Source organism: Psychromonas sp. CNPT3 (assembly GCF_000153405.2).
GTDB lineage: Bacteria > Pseudomonadota > Gammaproteobacteria > Enterobacterales > Psychromonadaceae > Psychromonas.
This window is the reverse complement of the sequence record NC_020802.1, coordinates 2,802,442-2,823,861: the sequence shown is the minus strand read 5'-3', so window position 1 is coordinate 2,823,861 and position 21,420 is coordinate 2,802,442. Positions and strand designations below refer to the sequence as shown.

Sequence of the window (21,420 nt, the reverse complement as noted above, 5' to 3'; positions counted from 1 at the left end):
ATGCTAACGGCATATTCTAGGATTAGGGAGATATATTTTCTTTGAACTTGGCTTGTTGTCTGTGTCTTTATTTTGACGTCGAGATATCGGCTTTGTTAGATAGGGATTTAATCGGTATGTACTCGCGCTTATTTTTTTGTATTTTATGTGATAAGGATCTCTCTTTTTAGCATGTTAAAGTGAACTTTTATGCATTCGCTGAACCGTAAAGATGCAAGTATTAAAAATAGACTCTTTTTTATTTAGTGTACAGGGAGCATCTGTATTATGGTCTTTGTGCTTGTTGAACAATCTGCTCGGGCATTCTGTCGGCTAATTTAGCGAGTAATCTTTGTGCTTTTAAATGCGTCCTTTTATCGGCGATAATGCTTGAAAACAGTGCGTGATAGGCATCCGGGTAATCAAGAGGGCTACCGTAACCTGCTAATAAAAGATTGATATAACGTAATTGTGCTTTGACAAAACCTTGTAGTGCAGCTTCTCGGTAATAAACTAATGCCCGCGTTTTATTTTTCTGTACCAATGTGCCATGTTCATAATAACGGCCCAATTGTTCAATGGCCGCCAATAAACCTTGTTTTGCAGACTGATTAATATAAAACATACCTAATTTTACATCTCGATCAACACAAACACCCCAAGCAAGCATATCTCCCCAGAGGAAAGTATAAGTGGGCTCTTTTACTTTTAAAGCATGTGCTTTTATATCTTCAACCAATTGACACTCATCCGCTTTAACGCGCTGTAAGTGCTTGTTATTAAGTATTAAAACGTTCAGTTCATCTTGGCTGTAGAGTTGTACAACATCAAATTTACTGTAGAGCTCAGAAGATGCGGTGGTACTATAAATGAGCATGAAAAGTAAAATTAATATTTTTTTCATCGGTAATTCCTATAAACAAAGACTAGTTAACGTATCGGCAGAGAGCTGAAAATCTTAAATAGGTATTAAGTAGAGGTAAAAAGAGAGAGTGGAACGATAGGTAAGAGCAAACAACCATCATGTTTTCGCATCGTTGTTTACTCTTTTTATTTTTTAAAAATGTACTTCGACGCCGGCAAATAGGCCTTTGTTTTCTTGTTTAACAGAATTAATAGTCATATCTTGCATGCGGTACCCTGCACGTACTGAGAAATTTAGAAGCACTGAATTAGGATTGAATGTATAAGCAACACCTAGCATAGCATCAGTCGCATTATCACTTGTTAGTGAGCCTGTTGTGCCTTCTGCGAAAACATTCATTGGTAAACCAGGAAGTTGTACTTTTGCCGCTAGGTAGCCTTGTAGTAAATTAGTATTTTGGCTAGAAAGATCTTCTGCGTGTGTATAAGCCAAACCAAAATCAAATTCAAACATGCCATTATCAAAAAGTTGGTAATATAAAATAGCATTGCTCATCGAACTTTCTTGATCTGCATTTTCATGCTCAATATTTAACGTCGCATGTTTTAATTTAACGTTCGGGATCAGAGGGATAAAATGTTCAAAAGCAATATAGCCTGAAAAATTATTACTGTCTTTTAAATCTGTTTCTGAATAACTATTATTGGTTGTGCTGTAATCAATACCGGCAAAAACACCAATATTATCTGCGAAAGCAGATGTGCTAAGAAGGCTTGTAATGGCGATGGCACACAGTTGTTTTTTCATTATAATTCCTAAAGTATTTAAGTAGTTGATATTGTATAGATAATAATTTTTTATGAAGGACTCAGATCAAGATCTATGTGTTCATAAAAAAATAATATCCACAGATATTAATATATCGCATCATATTAATTGCAGAGCAATCAGTACTTATATTATGCGTTATTATTCATTCTATTTATAGCAAGCACTTCTCGACAGATTTTAGTCTGAGATCTGTTTTCAGTGCATTTTTTGTGCATACTATAGCTATGATACTTCAAGATACAAAATCAGCAAGCCAAATTGGCGTTAGATTGTTAGCGTAAAAGTGATGCAGTGTGATCCTACATCGATGTTTTATAAGAAAATATCCACAACACTGAAGAGTTCAAGTCAGGCTGCCAGCTCGCATATCACTTTTGCGTTGTAACTGATGGAAAGGGGATATCTTTTATAAATGTTGTGTCTTGAACTGCTCTCTGAGCGTGCGCCGGATAAAGCATCTATAGGTAATATGTTTAGAGTGAGAGAAGTAAAAACTTCTAGTGTATTTTTTCTATTTTTGGCCTTTAATATTATCCATTTAATTTTCATCTTTATGAAAAAAGTAATAATAAAGACAAAGTGCGAGGATGATCCAGAATCCAAACTGGAAAACAAAGCTGATAGTGCTTAATAGAATAAAGCCAACGAACATAATAATAGCGATGATGCTTAAACTTAGCACGGAAATACCAAACATAAAGATCACAAAGGCCGAAAGTAAAAAAGCGGCTAATTCAAACATATAAACTCCTAACAAGAGAAGACGGATTATTTTGCGTTATGCATATTTTATATAAATAAAGCCTCCTCGGTGAATAGTATAGAGAATAACGGTTTTTTAATAATATGCAGAGTTTTTCCTTATCTAATTTATTTTATAAAGCGCACGTTCGAGTGTAATATTCATTATATGTCTTTGACTCTACTGTTGATTTTATATAAAAGTATATAAAACAATATTTTTGTTGTACTAAGTTGTTTAAAAAGTACCTAAGTGACTATATATTTCAATGGATATTGGTTAAAATTCGTCTTCTTTTTACCGTCGAATAAATAGAGGCTTTGATGTTTGAAATTAATCCTGTTTTACATAAAGTAAAAGAGCTTTCTGAGCGTGCGCAATTACTCCGGGGGTATCTTTGACTATGATGTCAAAGTGGAGCGTTTAGAAGAAGTGACACGTGAGCTTGAATCTCCTGAAGTATGGAATGATCCCGAGAGAGCACAAGCATTAGGTAAAGAGCGTAGCGCATTAGAGCTTATCGTTGAAACTATCAAAGCACTCGAAATCGGTTGTGATGAGATATTGATGTTAGTTGAGTTGGCTGTTGATGAGCAAGATCAAGATACCTTTGATGAGGCCGCTAATGAAACTCTCGAATTAGAAAAAAAACTTGAAGTCCTTGAATTTCGTCGCATGTTTTCGGGTAAAAATGACAGTTGTTCTTGTTACTTGGATATTCAATCTGGCTCTGGCGGAACGGAAGCTCAAGATTGGGCCAATATGCTACTGCGCATGTATTTACGCTGGGGCGAAGCCAATGGCTATAAAACAGAATTAATGGAAGTGTCGGCAGGTGATGTCGCTGGTATAAAAGGGGCAACAATTCGCTTCTCGGGTGAATATGCATATGGCTGGTTACGTACTGAAACCGGCGTACATCGCTTAGTACGTAAATCACCGTTTGATTCATCAGGCAAACGCCACACTTCTTTTGCGTCTGCTTTTGTGTACCCTGAAGTTGAAGATAATATTGATATAGTGATCAATCCTGCTGAGTTGCGTATTGATGTATACCGAGCGTCAGGCGCCGGCGGGCAACATGTCAATACCACTGAGTCGGCGGTACGTATTACGCATTTACCGACCAATATAGTGGTGCAGTGTCAAAATGATCGCTCACAGCATAAGAATAAAGATCAGGCAATGAAGCAGTTAAAAGCCAAATTGTATGAGCATGAAGTACAAATTCAAAATGTAGAAAAACAAATCAGCGAAGATAATAAATCGGATATTGGCTGGGGTAGTCAAATTCGTTCGTACGTTTTAGATGATGCACGTATAAAAGATTTAAGAACCGGGGTTGAGAGTCGTAACCCACAGCGAGTGCTTGATGGCGAGTTAAATGAATTTATCGAAGCCAGCTTAAAATCAGGACTTTAAGTCTATGGCCATATAATGGCCATATTTGAACAATGTATAAATTAATAAGGGAAAAAGATGTCAGAGAAAAATCAAAGTGAAGCACCTACAGTAGAGCTAAGTGAAATTTTAGCGCAACGTTTAGCAAAGCTTGATGCTATGCGTGAAAAGGGTAATGCATTTCCAAACGATTTCCGTCGTAAAAATATTTCTGATGAATTACATGAAAAATATGATGATAAAACAAAAGAAGAATTAGACGAACTTGCTGTTGATGTGAGTATCGCGGGTCGAATGATGACGCGTCGTATTATGGGTAAAGCTAGTTTTGCAACCATTCAAGATATGGGCGGACGTATTCAAGTTTACGTGGTGCGTGATAACCTGGCTGTTGATTTTTATAATACTGAATTTAAGAAATGGGATCTTGGCGATATAATTGGCGCGCAAGGGCGTCTATTTAAAACTAAAACCAATGAACTGAGTATTAAAGTTTCAGAAATTCGTATTCTGACTAAGGCGCTACGCCCATTACCAGATAAGTTCCATGGTTTAACCGATATTGAGTCACGCTATCGTCAACGTTATTTAGACTTGATCGCCAATGATAACTCTCGTCGTACTTTCATACTGCGCAATAAAATCGTTAACTCTATCCGTCAGTACCTAAATGACCGTGATTTTATGGAAGTTGAAACGCCAATGTTACAAGCTATACCTGGCGGCGCAACGGCGAAACCATTTGAAACTTTCCATAATGCACTTGATTTACCGATGTACTTACGTATTGCACCAGAGCTTAATTTAAAACGTTTAGTGGTTGGTGGTTTTGAACGTGTATTTGAAATAAATCGCAGTTTCCGTAATGAAGGTACTTCTACTCGCCATAATCCTGAATTTACGATGATAGAATTTTATCAGGCATATGCAGATTACATCGATTTGATGAACCTTACTGAAGATATGTTACGCCATATTACAGAAACAGTATTAGGCTCAAGCGTTGTTAAATATGGTGAAGAAGAATTTGATTTTGGAAAACCATTTATTCGCATGACCATGAAAGAGTCAATTCTTGAGTACAATGATGAGATAAAAGCAGAAGAGTTAGATAGCATGGAAGCACTACAAGCGCTTGCGAAACGTTTAAACATTCATCTGAAAGATAATTGGGGTGCGGGTAAAGTTCTGACTGAGATCTTTGAAGAAACAGCAGAGCATAAACTAATGCAACCTACCTTTATTACGGCTTACCCTGCAGAGGTTTCTCCTCTTGCACGTCGTAGTGATAATGATCCTGATGTGACAGATCGTTTTGAATTCTTTGTAGGTGGTCGTGAGCTTGCAAATGGTTTCTCAGAGCTAAATGACGCACAAGATCAAGCGCAACGTTTTAGAGATCAAGTGGCACAAAAAGATGCTGGTGATGATGAAGCGATGTTCTATGATGCAGATTACATTGTTGCTTTAGAGCATGGTCTACCACCAACAGCGGGAGAAGGCATCGGTATTGATCGCTTAGTCATGCTGTTTACAGATAGCCATACTATCCGTGACGTATTGTTATTCCCGCATATGCGTCCACAAAATAAATAAAGACATATAAAAAGGGTGTCATATAGACACCCTTTTTTTATTATCATCTTTAACTTAACGGCTTTATTTCTCAACTAAGAGAACTTTAATACCCAGTTGTTTTAAACTTGCTAAGTCATTCTCAGAGATACCATCATCGGTGATCACGGTATCGACACGTTTAGAGTCGAGTATTTTATGTAAACTAATATTTGAAAATTTAGACGAATCAGTGACCACAATAATTTCATCTGCAACTTCACACATCGCCCTATTTAATTGAGCTTCGGGTTCATTATGTGTGCTAATACCTTTTTCTAAATGGAAACCATCCACCCCTAAAAACAATTTATTAAAATGATATTGTTTCAAAGATTGCTCTGCTTGAGAACCAAAAAAAGATAAGGACTTACGGCGTAAATGTCCTCCTGTGATCAGTATTTCTATGCCTGGCGATTTTATCAGGGCATTGGCAACGTTGATCCCATTGGTCATCACAATGACATTTTTAATATTTTGTAAATGCTCTGCTATTTGTGATGTTGTGGTACCCGAATCTAGAATAATAGAATCACCCTCATTAATAAGCGTGGCAGCTAATTTTCCAATTCGTTGTTTGATCACATCATTAAATTTACTTTTTTGATCGATACTGTACTCCGTCAGGCTAATATTTGCTTTATTCAAATAAGCCCCCCCATAAGCACGGGTTACAATCCCTTTCTTTTCAAGTGCACCTAAATCATTGCGAATGGTTACGGTGGATACACTAAACATTTCTGCTAAGTCTGCGACCTGAACACTGCCTTTTTGGTGCAGATGAAAGAGGATCAATTCACGTCTTTCACTTGTTGTTTTCATATTAATAAAATACCTTTTTAACCTTTTTTTGCATTATACGGTTATCTTATCAAAAAGAAAGCAAAGTAAAATGACGGTGTTAATAGAACAAAAAGAAAGTTAAAAAAAGTTTTAAAAGAGCGACGAGCCTTTCATTTCCTTTTATTTTATTGTGTTTATTGTGATGCAACGCTAATTATCGAGCCACTTTCGTTTTGTTTTTATTTCTTTCATTTTATTGTGGTGTTATCTGATTGTAAGTTATATTTATTTTATTTAAGGGTTCAATTGAACGATATGTTGCCTTTTAAATATGAACTTTTGATTTAAACGAATAATAAAGAAGGATAGAGCAATGCCAAATATCGTGTTAAGCCGTATAGATGAACGTTTAGTACATGGGCAAGTCGGCGTGCAGTGGGTTGGGTTTGTGAATGCAAACTTAGTGATAGTGGCTAATGATGTCGTTGCCAAAGATGAAATACAACAAAATCTAATGGAAATGGTTGTTGCTGATGGTATTGGCATTCGCTTTTGGAGCCTACAAAAAACCATCGATACTATCCATAAAGCAGCGGATAGACAAAAAATATTATTAGTCTGTAAAAACCCAAGTGATTTTTTAACATTAGTAAATGGTGGTATTGAATTATCAAGGATCAATGTGGGAAATATGCATTTTATTCAAGGTAAAGAGCAGATCCATAAAACGGTTTCTGTCGATGAAAACGATATTAGTGCCTTTAAAGCGTTGCAAGAAAAAGGCATAGAAAGCTACATTCAAGGTGTTCCAACAGAAAAAGAGACGGATCTTTATACATTACTTTAAGAGGAAATAAAAAATGGAAATTGGCATCATACAGGCATTAATGCTTGGTCTACTTGCTTTTATCGCAGGTTTAGATTTATTTAATGGCTTAACACACATGCACAGACCGGTGGTCTTAGGACCACTTGTTGGTTTGATACTTGGGGATTTACAAACAGGTATTCTAGTCGGTGGTACTTTAGAATTAGTGTGGATGGGTCTTGCACCACTTGCTGGCGCACAGCCACCAAATGTAATTATTGGAACTATCGTGGGCGCAACCTTTGCGATCACTACCGGTGTTTCTGCTGAAGTTGCAGTTGGCATTGCCGTTCCTTTTGCGGTTGCCGTACAAATGGGTATCACTTTATTATTCTCTGCTATGTCACCAATGATGTCGAAATGTGATGTTATGGCGGCAGAAGGTAATACTCGTGGTATTGAACTGGTTAACTATTTTGCGTTAAGTGTATTGGGTACGTTTTACTTCTTATGTGCTTTTTTACCGATTTATTTTGGCGCCGAGCATGCGGGCGCATTTGTTGAAGCATTACCTAAAAATCTGATTGATGGACTTGGTGTTGCCGGTGGGATCATGCCTGCGGTTGGTTTTGCTATTTTAATGAAAATCATGATGAAAAATATTTACATTCCTTATTTCATCTTAGGTTTTGTGGCTGCTGCTTGGTTAGAGCTTCCTATTTTAGCGATTGCATGTGCAGCGCTAGCGATGGCTTTAATTGATTTTATGAAAAAAAATGAACCTGCGACAGTAAAGAAAGAGGAGATTGAAGATGGGATCTAATACACAAGAAAATGCATTGATTGATGCCAATGAATATGAAGATCAATCAGTAGGCGCAGAGCTTACCACTGCAGATATTAATAAAATGGCGTGGCGCTCTTTACTTTTACAAGCCTCTTTTAACTATGAACGTATGCAAGCCGGTGGTTGGTTATATGGCTTATTACCTGCGCTCAAAAAGATCCACACCTAATAAAAATGATTTAGCTAAATCGATGCAAGGACACATGGGTTTTTTGAATACCCATCCCTTCTTAGTCACTTTTGTTATGGGTATTATTCTTGCTATGGAACGCTCTAAGCAAGATGTCGCGAGTATTCAAAATACTAAAATAGCAGTAGCAGCGCCTTTAGGTGGTATTGGAGACGCTATGTTCTGGCTAACACTCTTACCTATTTGTGGTGGTATTGGCGCAGATCTCGCGTTACGAGGCTCCATAATGGGTGCTATCGTTTTCTTCATTATGTTTAACGTTGTGCATTTTACCTTACGCTTTGGCTTAGCGCATTATGCATATCGTATGGGCGTTAAAGCGATCCCTCTTATCAAAGCGAATACTAAGAAAGTGGCTCATGCAGCGGCTATCGTAGGTATTACCGTTATTGGCGCTTTAGTGGCGACCTATGTGCGTTTATCAACCACATTAGAAATCAATGCGGGTGAGGCGGTAGTTAAATTGCAAGGCGATGTTATTGATAAATTAATGCCGGCATTTTTACCGCTAGTCTATACGTTACTTATGTACGCTTTAGTGAAACGTGGCTGGAGCCCAGTAAAACTTATCCTCTTTACCATGGTTTTAGGTGTTGTTGGAAAATACGCTGGTTTCTTATAAAAATGAGCTAAGTAGCAGAGCATACGCTCTGCTACTTTAAAAAGGAGAAATTATGTTAGGTGTCATTATTAGTGGGCATGGTGGATTTGCCAGTGGTATGGAAAAAGCGATGTTACAAATCGTGGGCTTACAAGATCAAGTGCAAGCGATAGATTTTCCGGAAGAGTCGACAAGTGAGTTATTAGAGAGTCAATTTAAAAAAGCATTTGCTAAAGTAGACAGTGGTGACGGGGTTATTTTCTTAACGGATTTATTAGGCGGCACGCCATTTAGAACCGCATCTATGATAGCGCTTGAAAAAGAAAAAGTAGAAGTTATTACCGGCTGTAATTTACAAATGATTTTAGAAAGTTTATTAGAGCGAGATGAATTAACGATCAGTGATTTTAAAGAATTTTCACTTGCATCCGGGCATCGTGGTATGACAAGTTTGAAAGATGAATTACAAAAATCCAAAGAGCCTCAAAAGGAAGATGAAGACGGAATTTAAGTGGTTAGGTGTATTTTTTAAAACACACGTAATAATGAATCATTGATAAGATCTACGTATAGGGTGTTGCTATGCACCTTATACGTGCTTTTTTAATAGGTTAAAGCAGACAGATTTTAACTATCAATAACATTAATATATTGCTCTCCGGCAGTGTTTATCGCCCTTATTTATTAAGGGCGTTTTTTTGTCTAAAAGAGAGGTATTTTTTCGGCTAAAAATAAGCGGGAGTCTTAATTAGAAGTAAAAGCTAAAACACTTTAATAGGAGAGGCCAACAACTAAAATTCAGCACACTGAGGTTGATATCTAATGAGAGAGATAAATCGTTAAAAAGGATCTCAAGAGATCCTTTTTGTTTTTAAGCTTTGTTTGCGAATAATTTACTTTCACCATAAAAGTGTGATTTTATGTGGTGAACGTTACCTTTTTCGGTTAATTTCACTTCCCAAATCTCACCATTATGGGCGATATCTTTTGGATAGTCAGGCAGGATATTAAGTAAAATGGCCTTGATTAAACGTAAGGTTACTGCGTGAGTAATAATTAAAATATGCTCTTGCTCCGCTTTAAACATATCGTCAAAGAAAGGCTGTAAACGCGACGCTATCATCGCATAGGACTCTCCTTTACCTTCAGGAACCCAATTCCAGCGTAAGTTTCTATCGTGGCAGTATTTCGGCTCATCTTCTAATTCAGCGTAGGTTTTCCCTGCATATTTCCCTAAATCTTGCTCAATAACACGAGAGTCAATACTCGGTGTTAATGAAAACAACTCAGCAAAAGGGGCAGCGGTTTGTTGCGCTCGAATAAGAGATGAACAAATAATATGATCAATAGGATGGTTTTGTTGTACTTCTTTTGCAATTTGTTGCGCATCTTTTTTTCCTGTTTCTGTGAGCGGAAAATCAAGTTGTGATGCGAGTATATCTGCAAGATTCGCTTCGCTTTCTGCGTGGCGCATAAAATAGAGAGTGGTCATGAAATAGCCTTATAAACAAATGTTAAAATAAAAGAGAGTCGTTTAATAAAAACTGTCCGTTACATGTAAATACGTTTTAGTTTTAGGGGACGTCAGTTTGAACAATAAACAGTCAATTAAACAAAAAAGATCCAGAAGAGCGCACCAGAAAGACAGATGGTGATGATGGCCGGTAATTTATTATTCAAGATTTTTTTAATAACCGAACTATTTTCAGCGCGAGTTTCTTCTTCTTCTTGTTGTTGAAACTGTTGCTTAGGCGTAACGTCCTCAAATTCAGAGTATTCATTACCATCGGCCATTCTAACTTGTGGCTCTGCAGAGATTAACCAGTGCACTTTATCACTACTTTGGGGATCGGTACCTGTGGCCATATATTCGACATTACCTTCACCAGGTGGTTTAGATTTAAAATCGGCTTTAACAACCCATTTTTGTTTGCGTTTTTTCTCGACTATTTTTTTTAATCTGGTTTTAACTGAGGAATAACTGGGATATTTTTCAGAATACTTAAACTTGTTTTCTCCGCTTTCTCCTTGATAAACCAAAGCAGTTAAATAATAGGCTGTATTTTTTTTGTTATTACCCTTGTCTGTTATTTGATTCATTATGTTTCACTTATTAGTTTTGATTAATAAATTCTATGATAGTGCTCTCTCTAACGAGCATGAATGTGAGCGTCACTATAATACAAAAAGAAAGCTTTTGAATACTATACACGAAACGAAACGAAAGTTAAAAAAGCTTTTTAACTGAAATGTTGGCAGTGTGAACACTGAGACTTTTATCAATAAACTTTAAATGTCATAGGCTTAGGAGAGATAGATGCGTTGTGGTTTATTTTGTTTTTGATAGCGACTAATTAATCGAAATATGGGTGAGAGTAGACAGATATATTTTAACGCTTCGTTATGTCTTGTACTTTTAAAAAGCTCAGCGCATTTTTGCTGTTATTTTTCAGAGTGAATAAGTCATGCGTTCTAACGTTAAATTTTAGATAAAAAAATACCTGCACATGGCAGGTATTTTATTTTAAAGTGATGGCTGTGAATTACTCAGCAGCAACAACTTCAATTGTAAGAGTGCTAGTAACATCTGAATGTACAGAAACGTTAATTTCATAAGTACCAATGTTACGTAAAGCGCCTTCAGGAAGACGAACTTCACTTTTAACAACAGCAACACCAGCAAGTGTAATTGCATCTGCAATATCACGTGTACCGATTGAGCCGAATAGTTTGCCTTCATCGCCTGATTTAGAAGTGATCACGATCGCTTCTAAAGCGTTAAGTGCATTTCCACGCTCTGTAGCTGCAGCTAAGTTCGCCGCTTGCTTAGCTTCTAATTCAGCACGACGTGCCTCAAAAGCTTCTAAGTTTGCTTTGTTTGCTGGAACAGCTTTTTGCTGTGGGAAAAGGAAGTTACGTGCGTAACCTGATTTAACACTTACTTTATCGCCAAGTTTACCAAGGTTAGCAACTGTATCTTGTAGAATAATTTCCATAATATATAGCTCCTATTTACTTGTGTAAATCTGTGTAAGGGATAAGTGACAAGTAACGTGCACGTTTGATAGCGCGCGCTAGTTGACGTTGGTATTTCGCACATGTGCCAGTAATACGGCTAGGTACGATTTTACCACTTTCAGTGATGTAATTTTTTAACGTAGTTACGTCTTTGTAATCAATTTCGCTAACACCTTCAGCAGTGAAGCGACAGAATTTACGACGGCGGAAGTAACGAGCCATGGTAGTTCCTCAAATTTGTTCTATGTACTGAGCATGCAAAACTAATTTGCCAAGATTATTGGCGCTTTTCTGATAAGCGATAAAACCACTTATCCTAAGTTGCATACCTTTCGATAATGTATTTTTTAACTGAGTAGCGAGTGTTCCACTAATAACGATTTGCATATAACAATATACGTTACGTGGTAATTCAGCTTCTTTTTGCATAGAACGATGTTCAATTGTAAAATAACAATGTTCAACACCACTCGGGCTCACTTTAAACGTAGGTTTTTCAGTGATATTGCCGGATAAACGCAAAAAGTTTTCAGTCACTAGTGTTCTTATGCAGTTGTTTCTGTTCTAGCTTCTGGGCGTGGGGCACGAGGAGCACGATCAGCACGTTCAGAACGTTCTTCTCTTGCTTTTGCCACTACAGATGCTTCAGTCACAGCTGTTTTAGTACGCATGATCATAGTACGGATCACAGCATCGTTGAAACGGAAAGCATTTTCCAAGTCATCGAGTACATTTTGCTCTGCTTCAATGTTCATAAGAACATAGTGTGCTTTGTGTAGTTTATTGATTGGGTACGCTAGTTGACGACGGCCCCAGTCTTCTAGACGATGGATCGTACCGCCAGCTTCTGTAATAGAAGTAGTGTAACGTTCGATCATACCATTAACTTGTTCACTCTGATCTGGGTGAACCATAAATACGATTTCATAATGACGCATATAAAAATCGCTCCTTACGGGTTAGTAGCTTCATAAATTGGCTCAGCCGGGCCAAATAGAAGCAAGGAACAAAAAGATTGGCTGAATTAAGGCGACAAATTATACTGTTTAGAGTGAAAAGGTGCAAGCTTTGTTAATAAATAGATCGATTCTATTGTATACACTTATACAAAAGATAATTTTAAGGACATAATGACGTAGGTATCCTCGATTAATTTTTATACGGGAAATTGATTTATTTTCTTTTTTATAATGCAATTTTGACTTAGAATTGGGTGTATTTTATTTATGTTGGGTGTATTTTATTACTATTAGGCGTATTTTGGGTAATTCCATCATCTCATTTATATTGTTTTTTAATTTTAGCTTATTGGCATGTAACGGTTGGCTCGGCTTAAGTGACGCTAAAAAAGCACCCTTGTTAGACAAAAATGCAAAAAATAGCCTCTATTATGTGGGTTATCCCTATCATGACGCAGCAAGTCCAGATCAAGCGACTTATATCTTTAAAAAGCCACATCCTCCAGTGAGCAAATCCAAAATACAAACAGCGGAAATAAAAAAATCTCATCAAAAAACGCAAATCCTAACACTTTTACAAAAAAACAAAGCGTTGCAAGCACAACTAGAATTGGCTCTTAAAATAAATGATAAATATCAAAAGAGCATTGCACAATTACATCAAAAAGTGAGCCAGCAAGCGCGCTCATTATCTTTGCAAGAAACTAAGAAGTCAGTACCATCAGCGATATATACAGATAGTTTATTTACATCTAGAAGTGAGCGCCTACAAGAAAACATAGAAGTGCAACCTGCACTGTTGAATTTAGCAGATGCGAGCACAGTGAATGCGTTTTCTGCGGATGAAGACGCGAGTATTCATGATGTCTCGGGATCGGTTGAATTCGGTTTTAATTATGAACGCGATAACCATCGCACTCAAAATATATATACGCGCTTGATATTAAATTATACATATAACGATATATATAATATCAATAATGATTTAAATATTGAGATCGAATCGGAAGATGATGAAATAAGTACGGAGCAATATCGCTGGCAATTACAAGGTGATTACTTTTTAGATGCAAGAAACATCTTATTTTTACGTACCGATCTGCAGCGTAGTAAATTTGCAAGTTATGATCAAGAAGATGTTTATACTATGGGTTATGGGCATACATTATTTAATACCACAAAACATTTGTTGAAGCTAGAAATGGGCCCTGGTTATAGAATGGCGGTGCCTAATGTGGGTGAAGATGCCGTTTCAATCGATGAGTTTATTGTGCGTACAAGGCTCAATTATGAGCGTGTCATTTCAGAATCATTGCAAATAAAAATGGATACCGTGTTAGAGCTCGGGCGTGAAAATAATACCTATTCGTTAAGTTTCGTCGCGCAAAATAAAGTGTATAGAGAGTTATATCTTAATTTTGATGTCGATTATAAATATACACAAAATGTGCCGATAGATACGCATAACAAAGAGATATCTACCGGCATTAAATTAATGTACGCCTTTTAACTGCGTTGACGAACCACTTCAAACAGGCATATGCCTGTTGCAACAGAAACATTGAGGCTTGATACACTACCTGCCATGGGTAGTTTGATTAAAGCATCACAATGTTCGCGTGTTAGGCGTCGTAAGCCTTTATCTTCAGCGCCCATCGCAATAGCTATTCCACCTGAAAATTGGCAATCATAGACGCTACCAGTAGCCTCACCGGCGGTGCCATAGATCCAAATGCCTTTGTCTTGCAAACTGCGCATGCAACGCGCCAAGTTAGTCACTTGAATAAGTGCGACTGACTCTGCTGCGCCACAGGCAACTTTACGTACAACAGGTGTTAAACTTGCTGAGTTGTCTTTAGGAATGATCACTGCATGTACGCCAGCTGCATCTGCACTACGCAAACATGCCCCTAAATTATGGGGATCTGTGACACCATCTAAGATCAGTAAAAAAGGTGCTTCTGTTAAATTTTCTAAAAGGCTCTCTAAATCGTTATCATTTAATACTTTGGCAATTTTAATACGTGCTAATACACCTTGGTGTTGCTCGCATTGCGCTTTTTCATCTAATGATTTACGTAGCATTTCTTGTACAGAGATGCCCCAGTGCTTTGCTTTTTCAGTAATGTCCGTTATGCGCTGATCATCACGGCCCTTTAAAGTGTATATTTCAATTATTCTTTCAGGCTCTCTTTCTAGTAATGCATCAACTGCGTGCATACCGTAAATTATTTCACTCTTACTCATATTCTTCTCTCTGCTTAGATTCGTTAAACGCTTTGCACTTATATATTGACGCTAACTTATGACGCGTTGCTATTGGATACTTTTGCTTTTGCGCGTGCACTGCGACCTAAGCGTGTATTTTTCTTTGTGGTTTTCTTTTTCTTTGATGAAGCTGTATTTTTTTCACCTTGTTTTACTTTGTATTTTGGTTTCTTTTTTTCTTTTTTAGGTTTAGACAATTTTTTCTCAGTTTCTTTGTTAATTTCTTTGATCAATGGCTGCTCATCGTGTTTATTGCTTGTTTTACGATCTTTTTTGTTTTTAGCACGTTTATCCATTGGGCGATCGATTGCATTTTTATTACCTTTAAAAGCCCGTTTTCGACTACCCGCAATCGCTTCATCATTTAATTCAAAGTCGATTTTTTTATCTTCAAGATTAACGGATAAAATCTTCACTTCAAGCGCATCACCAATACGGTAAGTGCGGCCAGTGCGCTCACCTTTAAGGGTTTGCTTTCCGGCATCAAAGATATAATAGTCACTAAGTAAACCCGTTACGTGTACCAATCCATCTATTTGTAGCGCTTTTAAGCGAACAAAGAAGCCAAAATTGGTTACTGCTACGATGGTGCCATCCATGACGTCACCAACATGATCTTGCATATATTCACATTTCAAAGCATCGCTTACATCACGGGTCGCATCATCCGCGCGACGCTCTGTCATTGAGCAATGCTCACCGAGTTTTGTTATTTCAGCGGGCTGGTAATGATAGCCACCTGTTTTTGTCCACTTAGTATTTTGTTTACCAATTAATGATTTTATGGCGCGATGCAAAATTAAATCAGGGTAGCGACGAATAGGTGAGGTGAAATGTGCATATTGCTCTAACGCCAAACCGAAATGACCTAAGTTTTCATCTTGGTAAACTGCTTGCTTCATAGAGCGCAGTAACATGGTTTGTAACAGCTCTTGATCGTCTCTTCCTGCAAACTTTTCAGCAAGGTCGGCATAATCTCTCGGTGCAGGTTTATCGCCACCGGCTAAGACTAAGCCCAAGTCAGATAAGAAAGAGCGGAAGTTAGTCAGTTTTTCTTCACTCGGGGTTTCATGTACACGATATAACGCGGATGCGTTTGCATTTTCAATAAAGCGAGCAGCTGCAACATTGGCTTGGATCATACATTCTTCGATGATCTTGTGCGCATCATTGCGCACTAATGGTTCAATGGAGGATATTTTACGGTTCTCATCAAAAATAAAGCGCGTTTCTAGGGTCTCAAATTCCATACCACCACGATGATGACGTGCTTTTTTCAAGGCTTTATATAACTGCTCTAGTGTTTCTAAATGGGGGACTATTGCTTTATATTGCTGGCGAAGCTCTGCATCTTTATCGACAAGGATCTTCGCGACTTTAGTATAAGTAAAGCGCGCATGGGAGTTCATTACCGCTTCATAAAACTTGTGCTCTTTAAGCTGACCGTCTTTATCGATACACATTTCACTGACCATACACAAGCGATTTACTTGTGGATTTAGTGAACATAAACCATTAGAAAGTACTTCAGGAAGCATCGGGACAACTTGATCGGGAAAATACACCGAGTTACCGCGTTTGATAGCTTCTTTATCTAAAATAGTGTCATGGCGAACATAGTAACTCACATCGGCAATAGCGACCCATAAGCGCCATCCTCCATTAGGCTCTGCTTGACAGTAAACGGCATCATCAAAGTCACGTGCATCTTCACCATCAATGGTTACTAAAGGTAAATCGCGTAGATCTACTCGTCCTAGCATTGCACTTTCAGGCACACTTTCTGTAAATTGTTGTAATTCTTTGTCGAGTCCTTCAGGCCATGTATGTGGAATATCATGGGTGCGTAAGGCGATTTCAACTTCCATACCCGGCTGCATTTCTTGGCCTAATACTTCGGTGATTGTACCCATCGCGTTGAAACGTGCTTTAGGACGATCTGTTATCTCTACAACGACAATTTGACCGTGGCGAGCACCACCATTACATTCTTGTTTGATGAGAATTTGTTGGTTAAGACGAGGATCATCAGGGATCACCATCGCAATGCCATCTTCCACAAAATAACGACCAACAATACTTGCGCTACGAGCTTTTAATAGACGTACAAAGCGCGCTTCAGTGCGCCCTCTATGATCCAGTTTCACCGGTTGTGCTAAGATCTCATCCCCATGGAAAAGAAAACGCATTTGATGTGCTGGTAAGAAAAGATCCTTTTCTTGATCGCATTTTAAAAAGCCAAAACCATCTTTATGTCCAATAACGATACCTTGGATCAAACTTAATTTATCCGGCAAGGCATAAGTTGCATTACGGCACCAAATTAATTGACCATCACGCTCCATCGCTTTTAAGCGTCGACGTAATCCTTCTGCTTCTTCTTCACTCTCGAGTGAAAAAGTTTTAAACAGAGTATCTCTACTAATCGGTTTATCCTGTGTTTTCATAAATTCTAAAATAAATTCACGGCTCGGCACAGGATGTTCGTATGTTTTTGCTTCTCGTTGCTGATGGGGATCTTGGATCATAATGAAGGCTCTTAATAAGTAAGTGGATAAAGTATATCTGAAAACAAAAGAATCACCTTATATATTCAATTCTAGCGAAAATCGTACGAAGAATCAGCATATAGTTAATGTTTTATAAAAATTAGCCGAAAATAGTAGACATAAATGCAAACATTGAGTAATATCCGCGCCACGCCAATGACGTGAGCACCCGTAGCTCAGCTGGATAGAGCGTTGCCCTCCGGAGGCAAAGGCCACAGGTTCGACTCCTGTCGGGTGCGCCATACTTCGGAAGATAATGCCCAGTGGTGTAATAAGAAAAATGGCGGATGTAGCTCAGTTGGTAGAGCCCCGGATTGTGATTCCGGTTGTCGCGAGTTCAAGCCTCGTCATTCGCCCCATCTTATAAGATGTAAAATAAGAATTTCGGTGGTTAGTACAGTTTGTTAGTGCACCTCCATGGGTTTATGAAGAGTTGGACCAGAAGGTTTGTCTTTTATAATGTAAACGCTAAATAAAAATTTCGGTGATTAGCGCAGCTTGGTAGCGCACCTGGTTTGGGACCAGGGGGTCAAAGGTTCGAATCCTTTATCACCGACCACATTAGAAAAACCCGCTAAGTTTTAATTAACTTAGCGGGTTTTTTCGTTTTAGATGCTTATTCTGCGACTCATTAAGCACGGTAAGAACAGCGGTTCGTCTCCTACTCGCTAAGCACATTAGAATAGCCCGTAACGTTTCAATACGTTACGGGCTTTTTGCTTTTAGATACTTATTCTGCGATTCATTAAGCACGGTAAGAACAGCGGTTCGCCTCCTACTCGCTAAGCACATTTAGAATAGCCCGTAACGTTTCAATACGTTACGGGCTTTTTGCTTTTAGATACTTATTCTGCGATTCATTAAGCACGGTAAGAACAGCGGTTCGTCTCCTACTCGCTAAGCACATTAATAATAACCCGCTAAGTTTTAATTAACTTAGCGGGTTTTTTCGTTTTAGGATGTTTGATTAGTTAATACTGCACCGTTAGACAATTAACAAAGTAAAGAGTAGCGGTTCGTCTCCTGCTCGCTAAGCACATTAGAATAGCCCGTAACGTTTCAATACGTTACGGGCTTTTTGCTTTTAGATACTTATTCTGCGATTCATTAAGCACTGTAAGAGTAGCGGTTCGCCTCCTACTCGCTAAGCACATTAAGAATAGCCCGCTAAGTTTTAATTAATTTAGCGGGTTTTTTCGTTTTAGGATGTTTGATTAGTTAATACTGCACCGTTAGACAATTAACAAAGTAAAGAGTAGCGGTTCGTCTCCTGCTCGCTAAGCACATTAGAATAGTTCGTAACGTTTCAATACGTTACGGGCTTTTTGCTTTTAGATGCTTATTCGTTATATGTATTATGCGACTCATTAAGCACTGTAAGAACAGCGGTTCGTCTCCTGCTCGCTAAGCACATTAATAATAACCCGCTAAGTTTTAATTAACTTAGCGGTTTTTCGTTTTAGGATGTTAAGACTACACCGTTAGACAATTAACAGAGCAAAGAACAGCGGTTTGTCTCAGGATCTACGATCTTACTCGTTAAAGGCTCCTTTACAGTTGGTAATTCATATTGGAATTCTCGGTTCAATTCGAATTTTCCTATAAAGTAAGTGCATCGAATAAATTTGTTACTAAATGTAATAGATCTGTTCCCTTCACATTTTACGCATGGGGGGAATGATAAAGTAAACGTTAAATTACTTACTTGGAGTGGATCATGAGCTTAGTTGGGAAAGTGTTAATGGCGCCTCAAGGCCCTAAATTTTCAAAAATAGTGCAAGGTTATTGGCGTTTGGCGGCGTGGAATATGTCTGCACAAGAGCGTCTATCTTTTCTCAAACAACATGTTGAACTAGGTATTAGTACGGTCGATAATGCGGCAATTTATGGAGATAGTGAGCGTTTATTTGGAGAGGCTTTGAAACTTGATCCCTCAATGCGCGAGCAGATCCAACTGGTTTCGAAATTTGGCATTAATGGTGTTATATCTGGGCAAGATACAAAATATGTAGCGCATTATGATAGCAGTAAAAAAAGTATTATCGCATCAGTTGAAAGATCATTACAGCGCTTAGGGGTTGAGCAACTAGATGCTTTGTTGGTACATCGTCCTGATTTTTTAATGGATGCAGGGCAAGTCGCAGATGCTTTTGGTGAATTAAAAAATAGTGGTAAAGTGCAACATTTTGGTGTTTCTAATTTTAACAATACACAATTTTCATTGTTACAATCATGTTTAGATAAGCCCCTTATCACCAACCAAATTGAAATCAACCCTCTTAATTTTTCTGTGCTTGAAGATGGTAGTTCGGATCTATTACAACAGCATCATATTCACCCTATGGCTTGGTCATGCTTAGCTGGAGGGGCTATTTTTAATGAGAAAAACGCACAAACAGCCCGTTTACGTCATACTTTTATACAAATAGCCGAAGAACTCGGTACCCATTCAATGACTCAGGTTATTTTTACGTGGGTATTAAAACATCCATCGGGACCGGTTGCTTTGGTGGGTAGCGGTAACATTAAACGCGTAAAAGAGGCAGCAGGCGCATTACAATTACAGATGACGACTGAGCAATGGTATCGGATCTGGGTTGCATCAAAAGGACATGATGTTGCTTAATACTATTTTTGGTTGAGCGCTATTACAATCTATAAAAGAATTTATACATTGTAATAGTCACTGATGCAGTTGTAATGTTCACTTGATCTTAAATTAGTGCGATGGCGAGGCGAGCAGCAAATGCAAGTAAAATAATACCCATCGCACGTTCAAATATTACGCTATAGCGAATAAATTTACTGCGGATGCTTTTTCGGGTGAATAAAAATGACACCAAAGAAAACCACAACATGGTGCTTAAAACTATCCATATACCGTAGATTGATTGTACTGCTAAAGGGGTGTTTACACTTACTATGGTTGTAAAAATGGCTAAGAAAAACAGCGCCGCTTTGGGGTTTAAAATATTAGTAAGAAAACCTAATAAGAAGGCTTTTTGATGATGGCGCGTGTCCTCCTGAATACTTTCTAATTGCTCTTCTTGCACATCTAAATTCGTTTTGCTTAGCAGTAGTTTTATTCCGAGATAAGTGAGATAAAGCGCCCCAATAATTTGTACGGCAACAAAGATGGGTTTAGATTGAGTAATAAGGAAACCAATCCCGAGTAAAGTATAACTCACATGAACAGCTATCCCTGCACCGATCCCTAAACTGGTTATTATCGCTGTTTTGCGACCAAAGCGGATACTTTGACGGATAACAATTGCAAAGTCTGGACCGGGACTCATCACCGCTAATAAATGCACAATTGTGATCATTAAGAATTCATGAAGATATGGCATTGATAATTCCTGTTATGGCGAAGGGATGCAGTACAATAGCTTAATTACTTCGGTTAGCATAAGGTTAAATAATGTCATTATTAATTGAATTCCCTATTCCCGTATTAGGTTTTGCAGCGTTTAGCGGCACAGGGAAAACCACGTTACTTGAAAAGCTGATCCCATTATTAACTGCATACGGATTAAAAATTGCGTTGATCAAGCACAGTCATCACGATATTGAGCTTGATAAACCAGGTAAAGATAGTTTTCGTTTACGTAAAGCGGGTCTTTCTCAATTAGTGTTAGCGGGAACAAAGCGTTCTATTTTATTTAAAGAGTATGCACAATCTGCGGATCGGAAATTAATAGATCAATTGACTCTTTTAAAGACGGACGAATTGGATCTTGTATTGGTAGAGGGGTATAGAGACGAAGGTTTTGCGAAAATCGAATTACATCGCAGTATTTTAAATAAGCCATTTTTGTATCCTAATGACGCTTCGATTATTGCTTTAATATCTGATAATATTAGGGTAAAGCATCGTTTGCCGGTATTAAATATTAATGATATTGAGCAAGTTAAAATGTTTATTATTGAGTGGCTAGGACATCAATAATACAACTTAATCGAAC

Annotated in this window: 21 protein-coding genes, 3 tRNA genes and 1 pseudogene; 12 read left to right on the top strand and 13 right to left on the bottom strand. The window is 38.0% G+C overall.

The window, feature by feature from the left end:
* Positions 1-265: 265 nt before the first annotated feature.
* The 3 genes from PCNPT3_RS12455 to PCNPT3_RS12445 form a co-directional block, all read right to left on the bottom strand.
* Positions 266-883, bottom strand: a complete 618-nt coding sequence (locus tag PCNPT3_RS12455; RefSeq protein ID WP_015466203.1) for a tetratricopeptide repeat protein — start codon at positions 881-883, stop codon at positions 266-268.
* Between the two features lie 153 nt (positions 884-1,036).
* Positions 1,037-1,651, bottom strand: a complete 615-nt coding sequence (locus PCNPT3_RS12450; RefSeq protein ID WP_015466202.1) for a TIGR04219 family outer membrane beta-barrel protein — start codon at positions 1,649-1,651, stop codon at positions 1,037-1,039.
* A gap of 562 nt (positions 1,652-2,213) precedes the next feature.
* On the bottom strand, positions 2,214-2,417 hold the full coding sequence (locus tag PCNPT3_RS12445; RefSeq protein WP_015466201.1) for a hypothetical protein: 204 nt from the start codon (positions 2,415-2,417) through the stop codon (positions 2,214-2,216).
* Between the two features lie 323 nt (positions 2,418-2,740).
* Here PCNPT3_RS12445 and prfB point away from each other — a divergent pair.
* Together prfB and lysS are read left to right on the top strand one after the other, a co-directional pair.
* Positions 2,741-3,839, top strand: a protein-coding gene (prfB, locus tag PCNPT3_RS12440) for a peptide chain release factor 2 (RefSeq protein ID WP_156801539.1) whose coding sequence is annotated in 2 segments (ribosomal slippage) — positions 2,741-2,815 and positions 2,817-3,839 — 1,098 coding nt in all. Because the reading frame shifts where the segments join, the coding sequence is not laid out codon by codon here.
* Positions 3,840-3,896: 57 nt separating this feature from the next.
* Positions 3,897-5,414, top strand: coding sequence for a lysine--tRNA ligase (lysS, locus tag PCNPT3_RS12435; RefSeq protein ID WP_015466199.1), 1,518 nt, complete (start codon positions 3,897-3,899; stop codon positions 5,412-5,414).
* A gap of 63 nt (positions 5,415-5,477) precedes the next feature.
* Here lysS and agaR read toward each other — a convergent pair whose 3' ends face one another.
* Entirely contained in the window at positions 5,478-6,254 is a 777-nt protein-coding gene (gene agaR, locus PCNPT3_RS12430; protein ID WP_015466198.1) for a transcriptional repressor AgaR, read from the bottom strand.
* A 334-nt stretch (positions 6,255-6,588) separates the two neighbouring features.
* On the opposite strand from agaR, the gene agaV reads away from it, so the two are divergent.
* From agaV to agaF, 4 genes and pseudogenes are all read left to right on the top strand, one after another.
* Positions 6,589-7,062 carry a PTS N-acetylgalactosamine transporter subunit IIB gene (gene agaV, locus PCNPT3_RS12425; protein WP_015466197.1) on the top strand — a complete coding sequence of 158 codons (474 nt, stop codon included), beginning with the start codon at positions 6,589-6,591 and terminating at the stop codon, positions 7,060-7,062.
* A 13-nt stretch (positions 7,063-7,075) separates the two neighbouring features.
* On the top strand, positions 7,076-7,846 hold the full coding sequence (gene agaW, locus PCNPT3_RS12420) for a PTS N-acetylgalactosamine transporter subunit IIC (RefSeq protein WP_015466196.1): 771 nt from the start codon (positions 7,076-7,078) through the stop codon (positions 7,844-7,846).
* Positions 7,836-8,682, top strand: a pseudogene (agaE, locus tag PCNPT3_RS12415) (PTS N-acetylgalactosamine transporter subunit IID). Before agaW ends, agaE begins: the two are co-directional and overlap by 11 nt.
* Positions 8,683-8,734: 52 nt before the next feature.
* On the top strand, positions 8,735-9,172 hold the full coding sequence (agaF, locus tag PCNPT3_RS12410; protein ID WP_015466193.1) for a PTS galactosamine/N-acetylgalactosamine transporter subunit IIA: 438 nt from the start codon (positions 8,735-8,737) through the stop codon (positions 9,170-9,172).
* A 360-nt stretch (positions 9,173-9,532) separates the two neighbouring features.
* Here the strand turns inward: agaF and PCNPT3_RS12405 are convergent, their stop codons facing one another.
* The 6 genes from PCNPT3_RS12405 to rpsF all read right to left on the bottom strand — a co-directional run bounded on the left by PCNPT3_RS12405 (position 9,533) and on the right by rpsF (position 12,617).
* Entirely contained in the window at positions 9,533-10,153 is a 621-nt protein-coding gene (locus PCNPT3_RS12405) for a histidine phosphatase family protein (protein WP_015466192.1), read from the bottom strand.
* A 116-nt stretch (positions 10,154-10,269) separates the two neighbouring features.
* Positions 10,270-10,761 (bottom strand): hypothetical protein, encoded by a 492-nt coding sequence (locus PCNPT3_RS12400; RefSeq protein ID WP_015466191.1) that lies wholly within the window; start codon positions 10,759-10,761, stop codon positions 10,270-10,272.
* 443 nt (positions 10,762-11,204) lie between these two features.
* Complete coding sequence (gene rplI, locus PCNPT3_RS12395) at positions 11,205-11,657, bottom strand: 50S ribosomal protein L9 (protein WP_015466190.1); 453 nt, start codon at positions 11,655-11,657, stop codon at positions 11,205-11,207.
* A gap of 16 nt (positions 11,658-11,673) precedes the next feature.
* Positions 11,674-11,901, bottom strand: coding sequence for a 30S ribosomal protein S18 (gene rpsR / locus PCNPT3_RS12390; RefSeq protein ID WP_015466189.1), 228 nt, complete (start codon positions 11,899-11,901; stop codon positions 11,674-11,676).
* 9 nt (positions 11,902-11,910) lie between these two features.
* Entirely contained in the window at positions 11,911-12,216 is a 306-nt protein-coding gene (gene priB / locus PCNPT3_RS12385) for a primosomal replication protein N (RefSeq protein WP_015466188.1), read from the bottom strand.
* Positions 12,217-12,224: 8 nt separating this feature from the next.
* Positions 12,225-12,617: a 30S ribosomal protein S6 gene (rpsF, locus tag PCNPT3_RS12380; protein WP_015466187.1), complete on the bottom strand. Its 393-nt coding sequence runs from the start codon at positions 12,615-12,617 to the stop codon at positions 12,225-12,227.
* Positions 12,618-12,939: 322 nt separating this feature from the next.
* Between rpsF and PCNPT3_RS12375 the strand changes: the two genes are divergently transcribed.
* Positions 12,940-14,148, top strand: coding sequence for a DUF481 domain-containing protein (locus PCNPT3_RS12375; protein ID WP_015466186.1), 1,209 nt, complete (start codon positions 12,940-12,942; stop codon positions 14,146-14,148).
* On the opposite strand, the gene rlmB is transcribed toward PCNPT3_RS12375, so the two are convergent.
* Both rlmB and rnr read right to left on the bottom strand, forming a co-directional pair.
* Positions 14,145-14,885 carry a 23S rRNA (guanosine(2251)-2'-O)-methyltransferase RlmB gene (rlmB, locus tag PCNPT3_RS12370; RefSeq protein ID WP_015466185.1) on the bottom strand — a complete coding sequence of 247 codons (741 nt, stop codon included), beginning with the start codon at positions 14,883-14,885 and terminating at the stop codon, positions 14,145-14,147. The genes PCNPT3_RS12375 and rlmB overlap by 4 nt on opposite strands.
* Before the next feature lie 56 nt (positions 14,886-14,941).
* A complete protein-coding gene (gene rnr / locus PCNPT3_RS12365; RefSeq protein WP_015466184.1) occupies positions 14,942-17,434 on the bottom strand; it encodes a ribonuclease R in 2,493 nt (830 codons plus the stop codon).
* Positions 17,435-17,620: 186 nt separating this feature from the next.
* Here rnr and PCNPT3_RS12360 point away from each other — a divergent pair.
* The 4 genes from PCNPT3_RS12360 (at position 17,621) to PCNPT3_RS12345 (ending at position 20,081) form a co-directional block, all read left to right on the top strand.
* Positions 17,621-17,697, top strand: a tRNA-Arg gene (locus tag PCNPT3_RS12360).
* A gap of 41 nt (positions 17,698-17,738) precedes the next feature.
* Positions 17,739-17,814 (top strand) — tRNA-His (locus PCNPT3_RS12355).
* 123 nt (positions 17,815-17,937) lie between these two features.
* A tRNA-Pro gene (locus PCNPT3_RS12350) sits at positions 17,938-18,014 on the top strand.
* Positions 18,015-19,172: 1,158 nt separating this feature from the next.
* Positions 19,173-20,081, top strand: coding sequence for an aldo/keto reductase (locus PCNPT3_RS12345; protein ID WP_015466183.1), 909 nt, complete (start codon positions 19,173-19,175; stop codon positions 20,079-20,081).
* An 88-nt stretch (positions 20,082-20,169) separates the two neighbouring features.
* Here PCNPT3_RS12345 and PCNPT3_RS12340 read toward each other — a convergent pair whose 3' ends face one another.
* Positions 20,170-20,805, bottom strand: coding sequence for a LysE family translocator (locus PCNPT3_RS12340; protein ID WP_015466182.1), 636 nt, complete (start codon positions 20,803-20,805; stop codon positions 20,170-20,172).
* Positions 20,806-20,876: 71 nt separating this feature from the next.
* Here PCNPT3_RS12340 and mobB point away from each other — a divergent pair, with 71 nt between their 5' ends.
* Positions 20,877-21,404, top strand: a complete 528-nt coding sequence (mobB, locus tag PCNPT3_RS12335; RefSeq protein WP_015466181.1) for a molybdopterin-guanine dinucleotide biosynthesis protein B — start codon at positions 20,877-20,879, stop codon at positions 21,402-21,404.
* Positions 21,405-21,420: the final 16 nt, after the last annotated feature.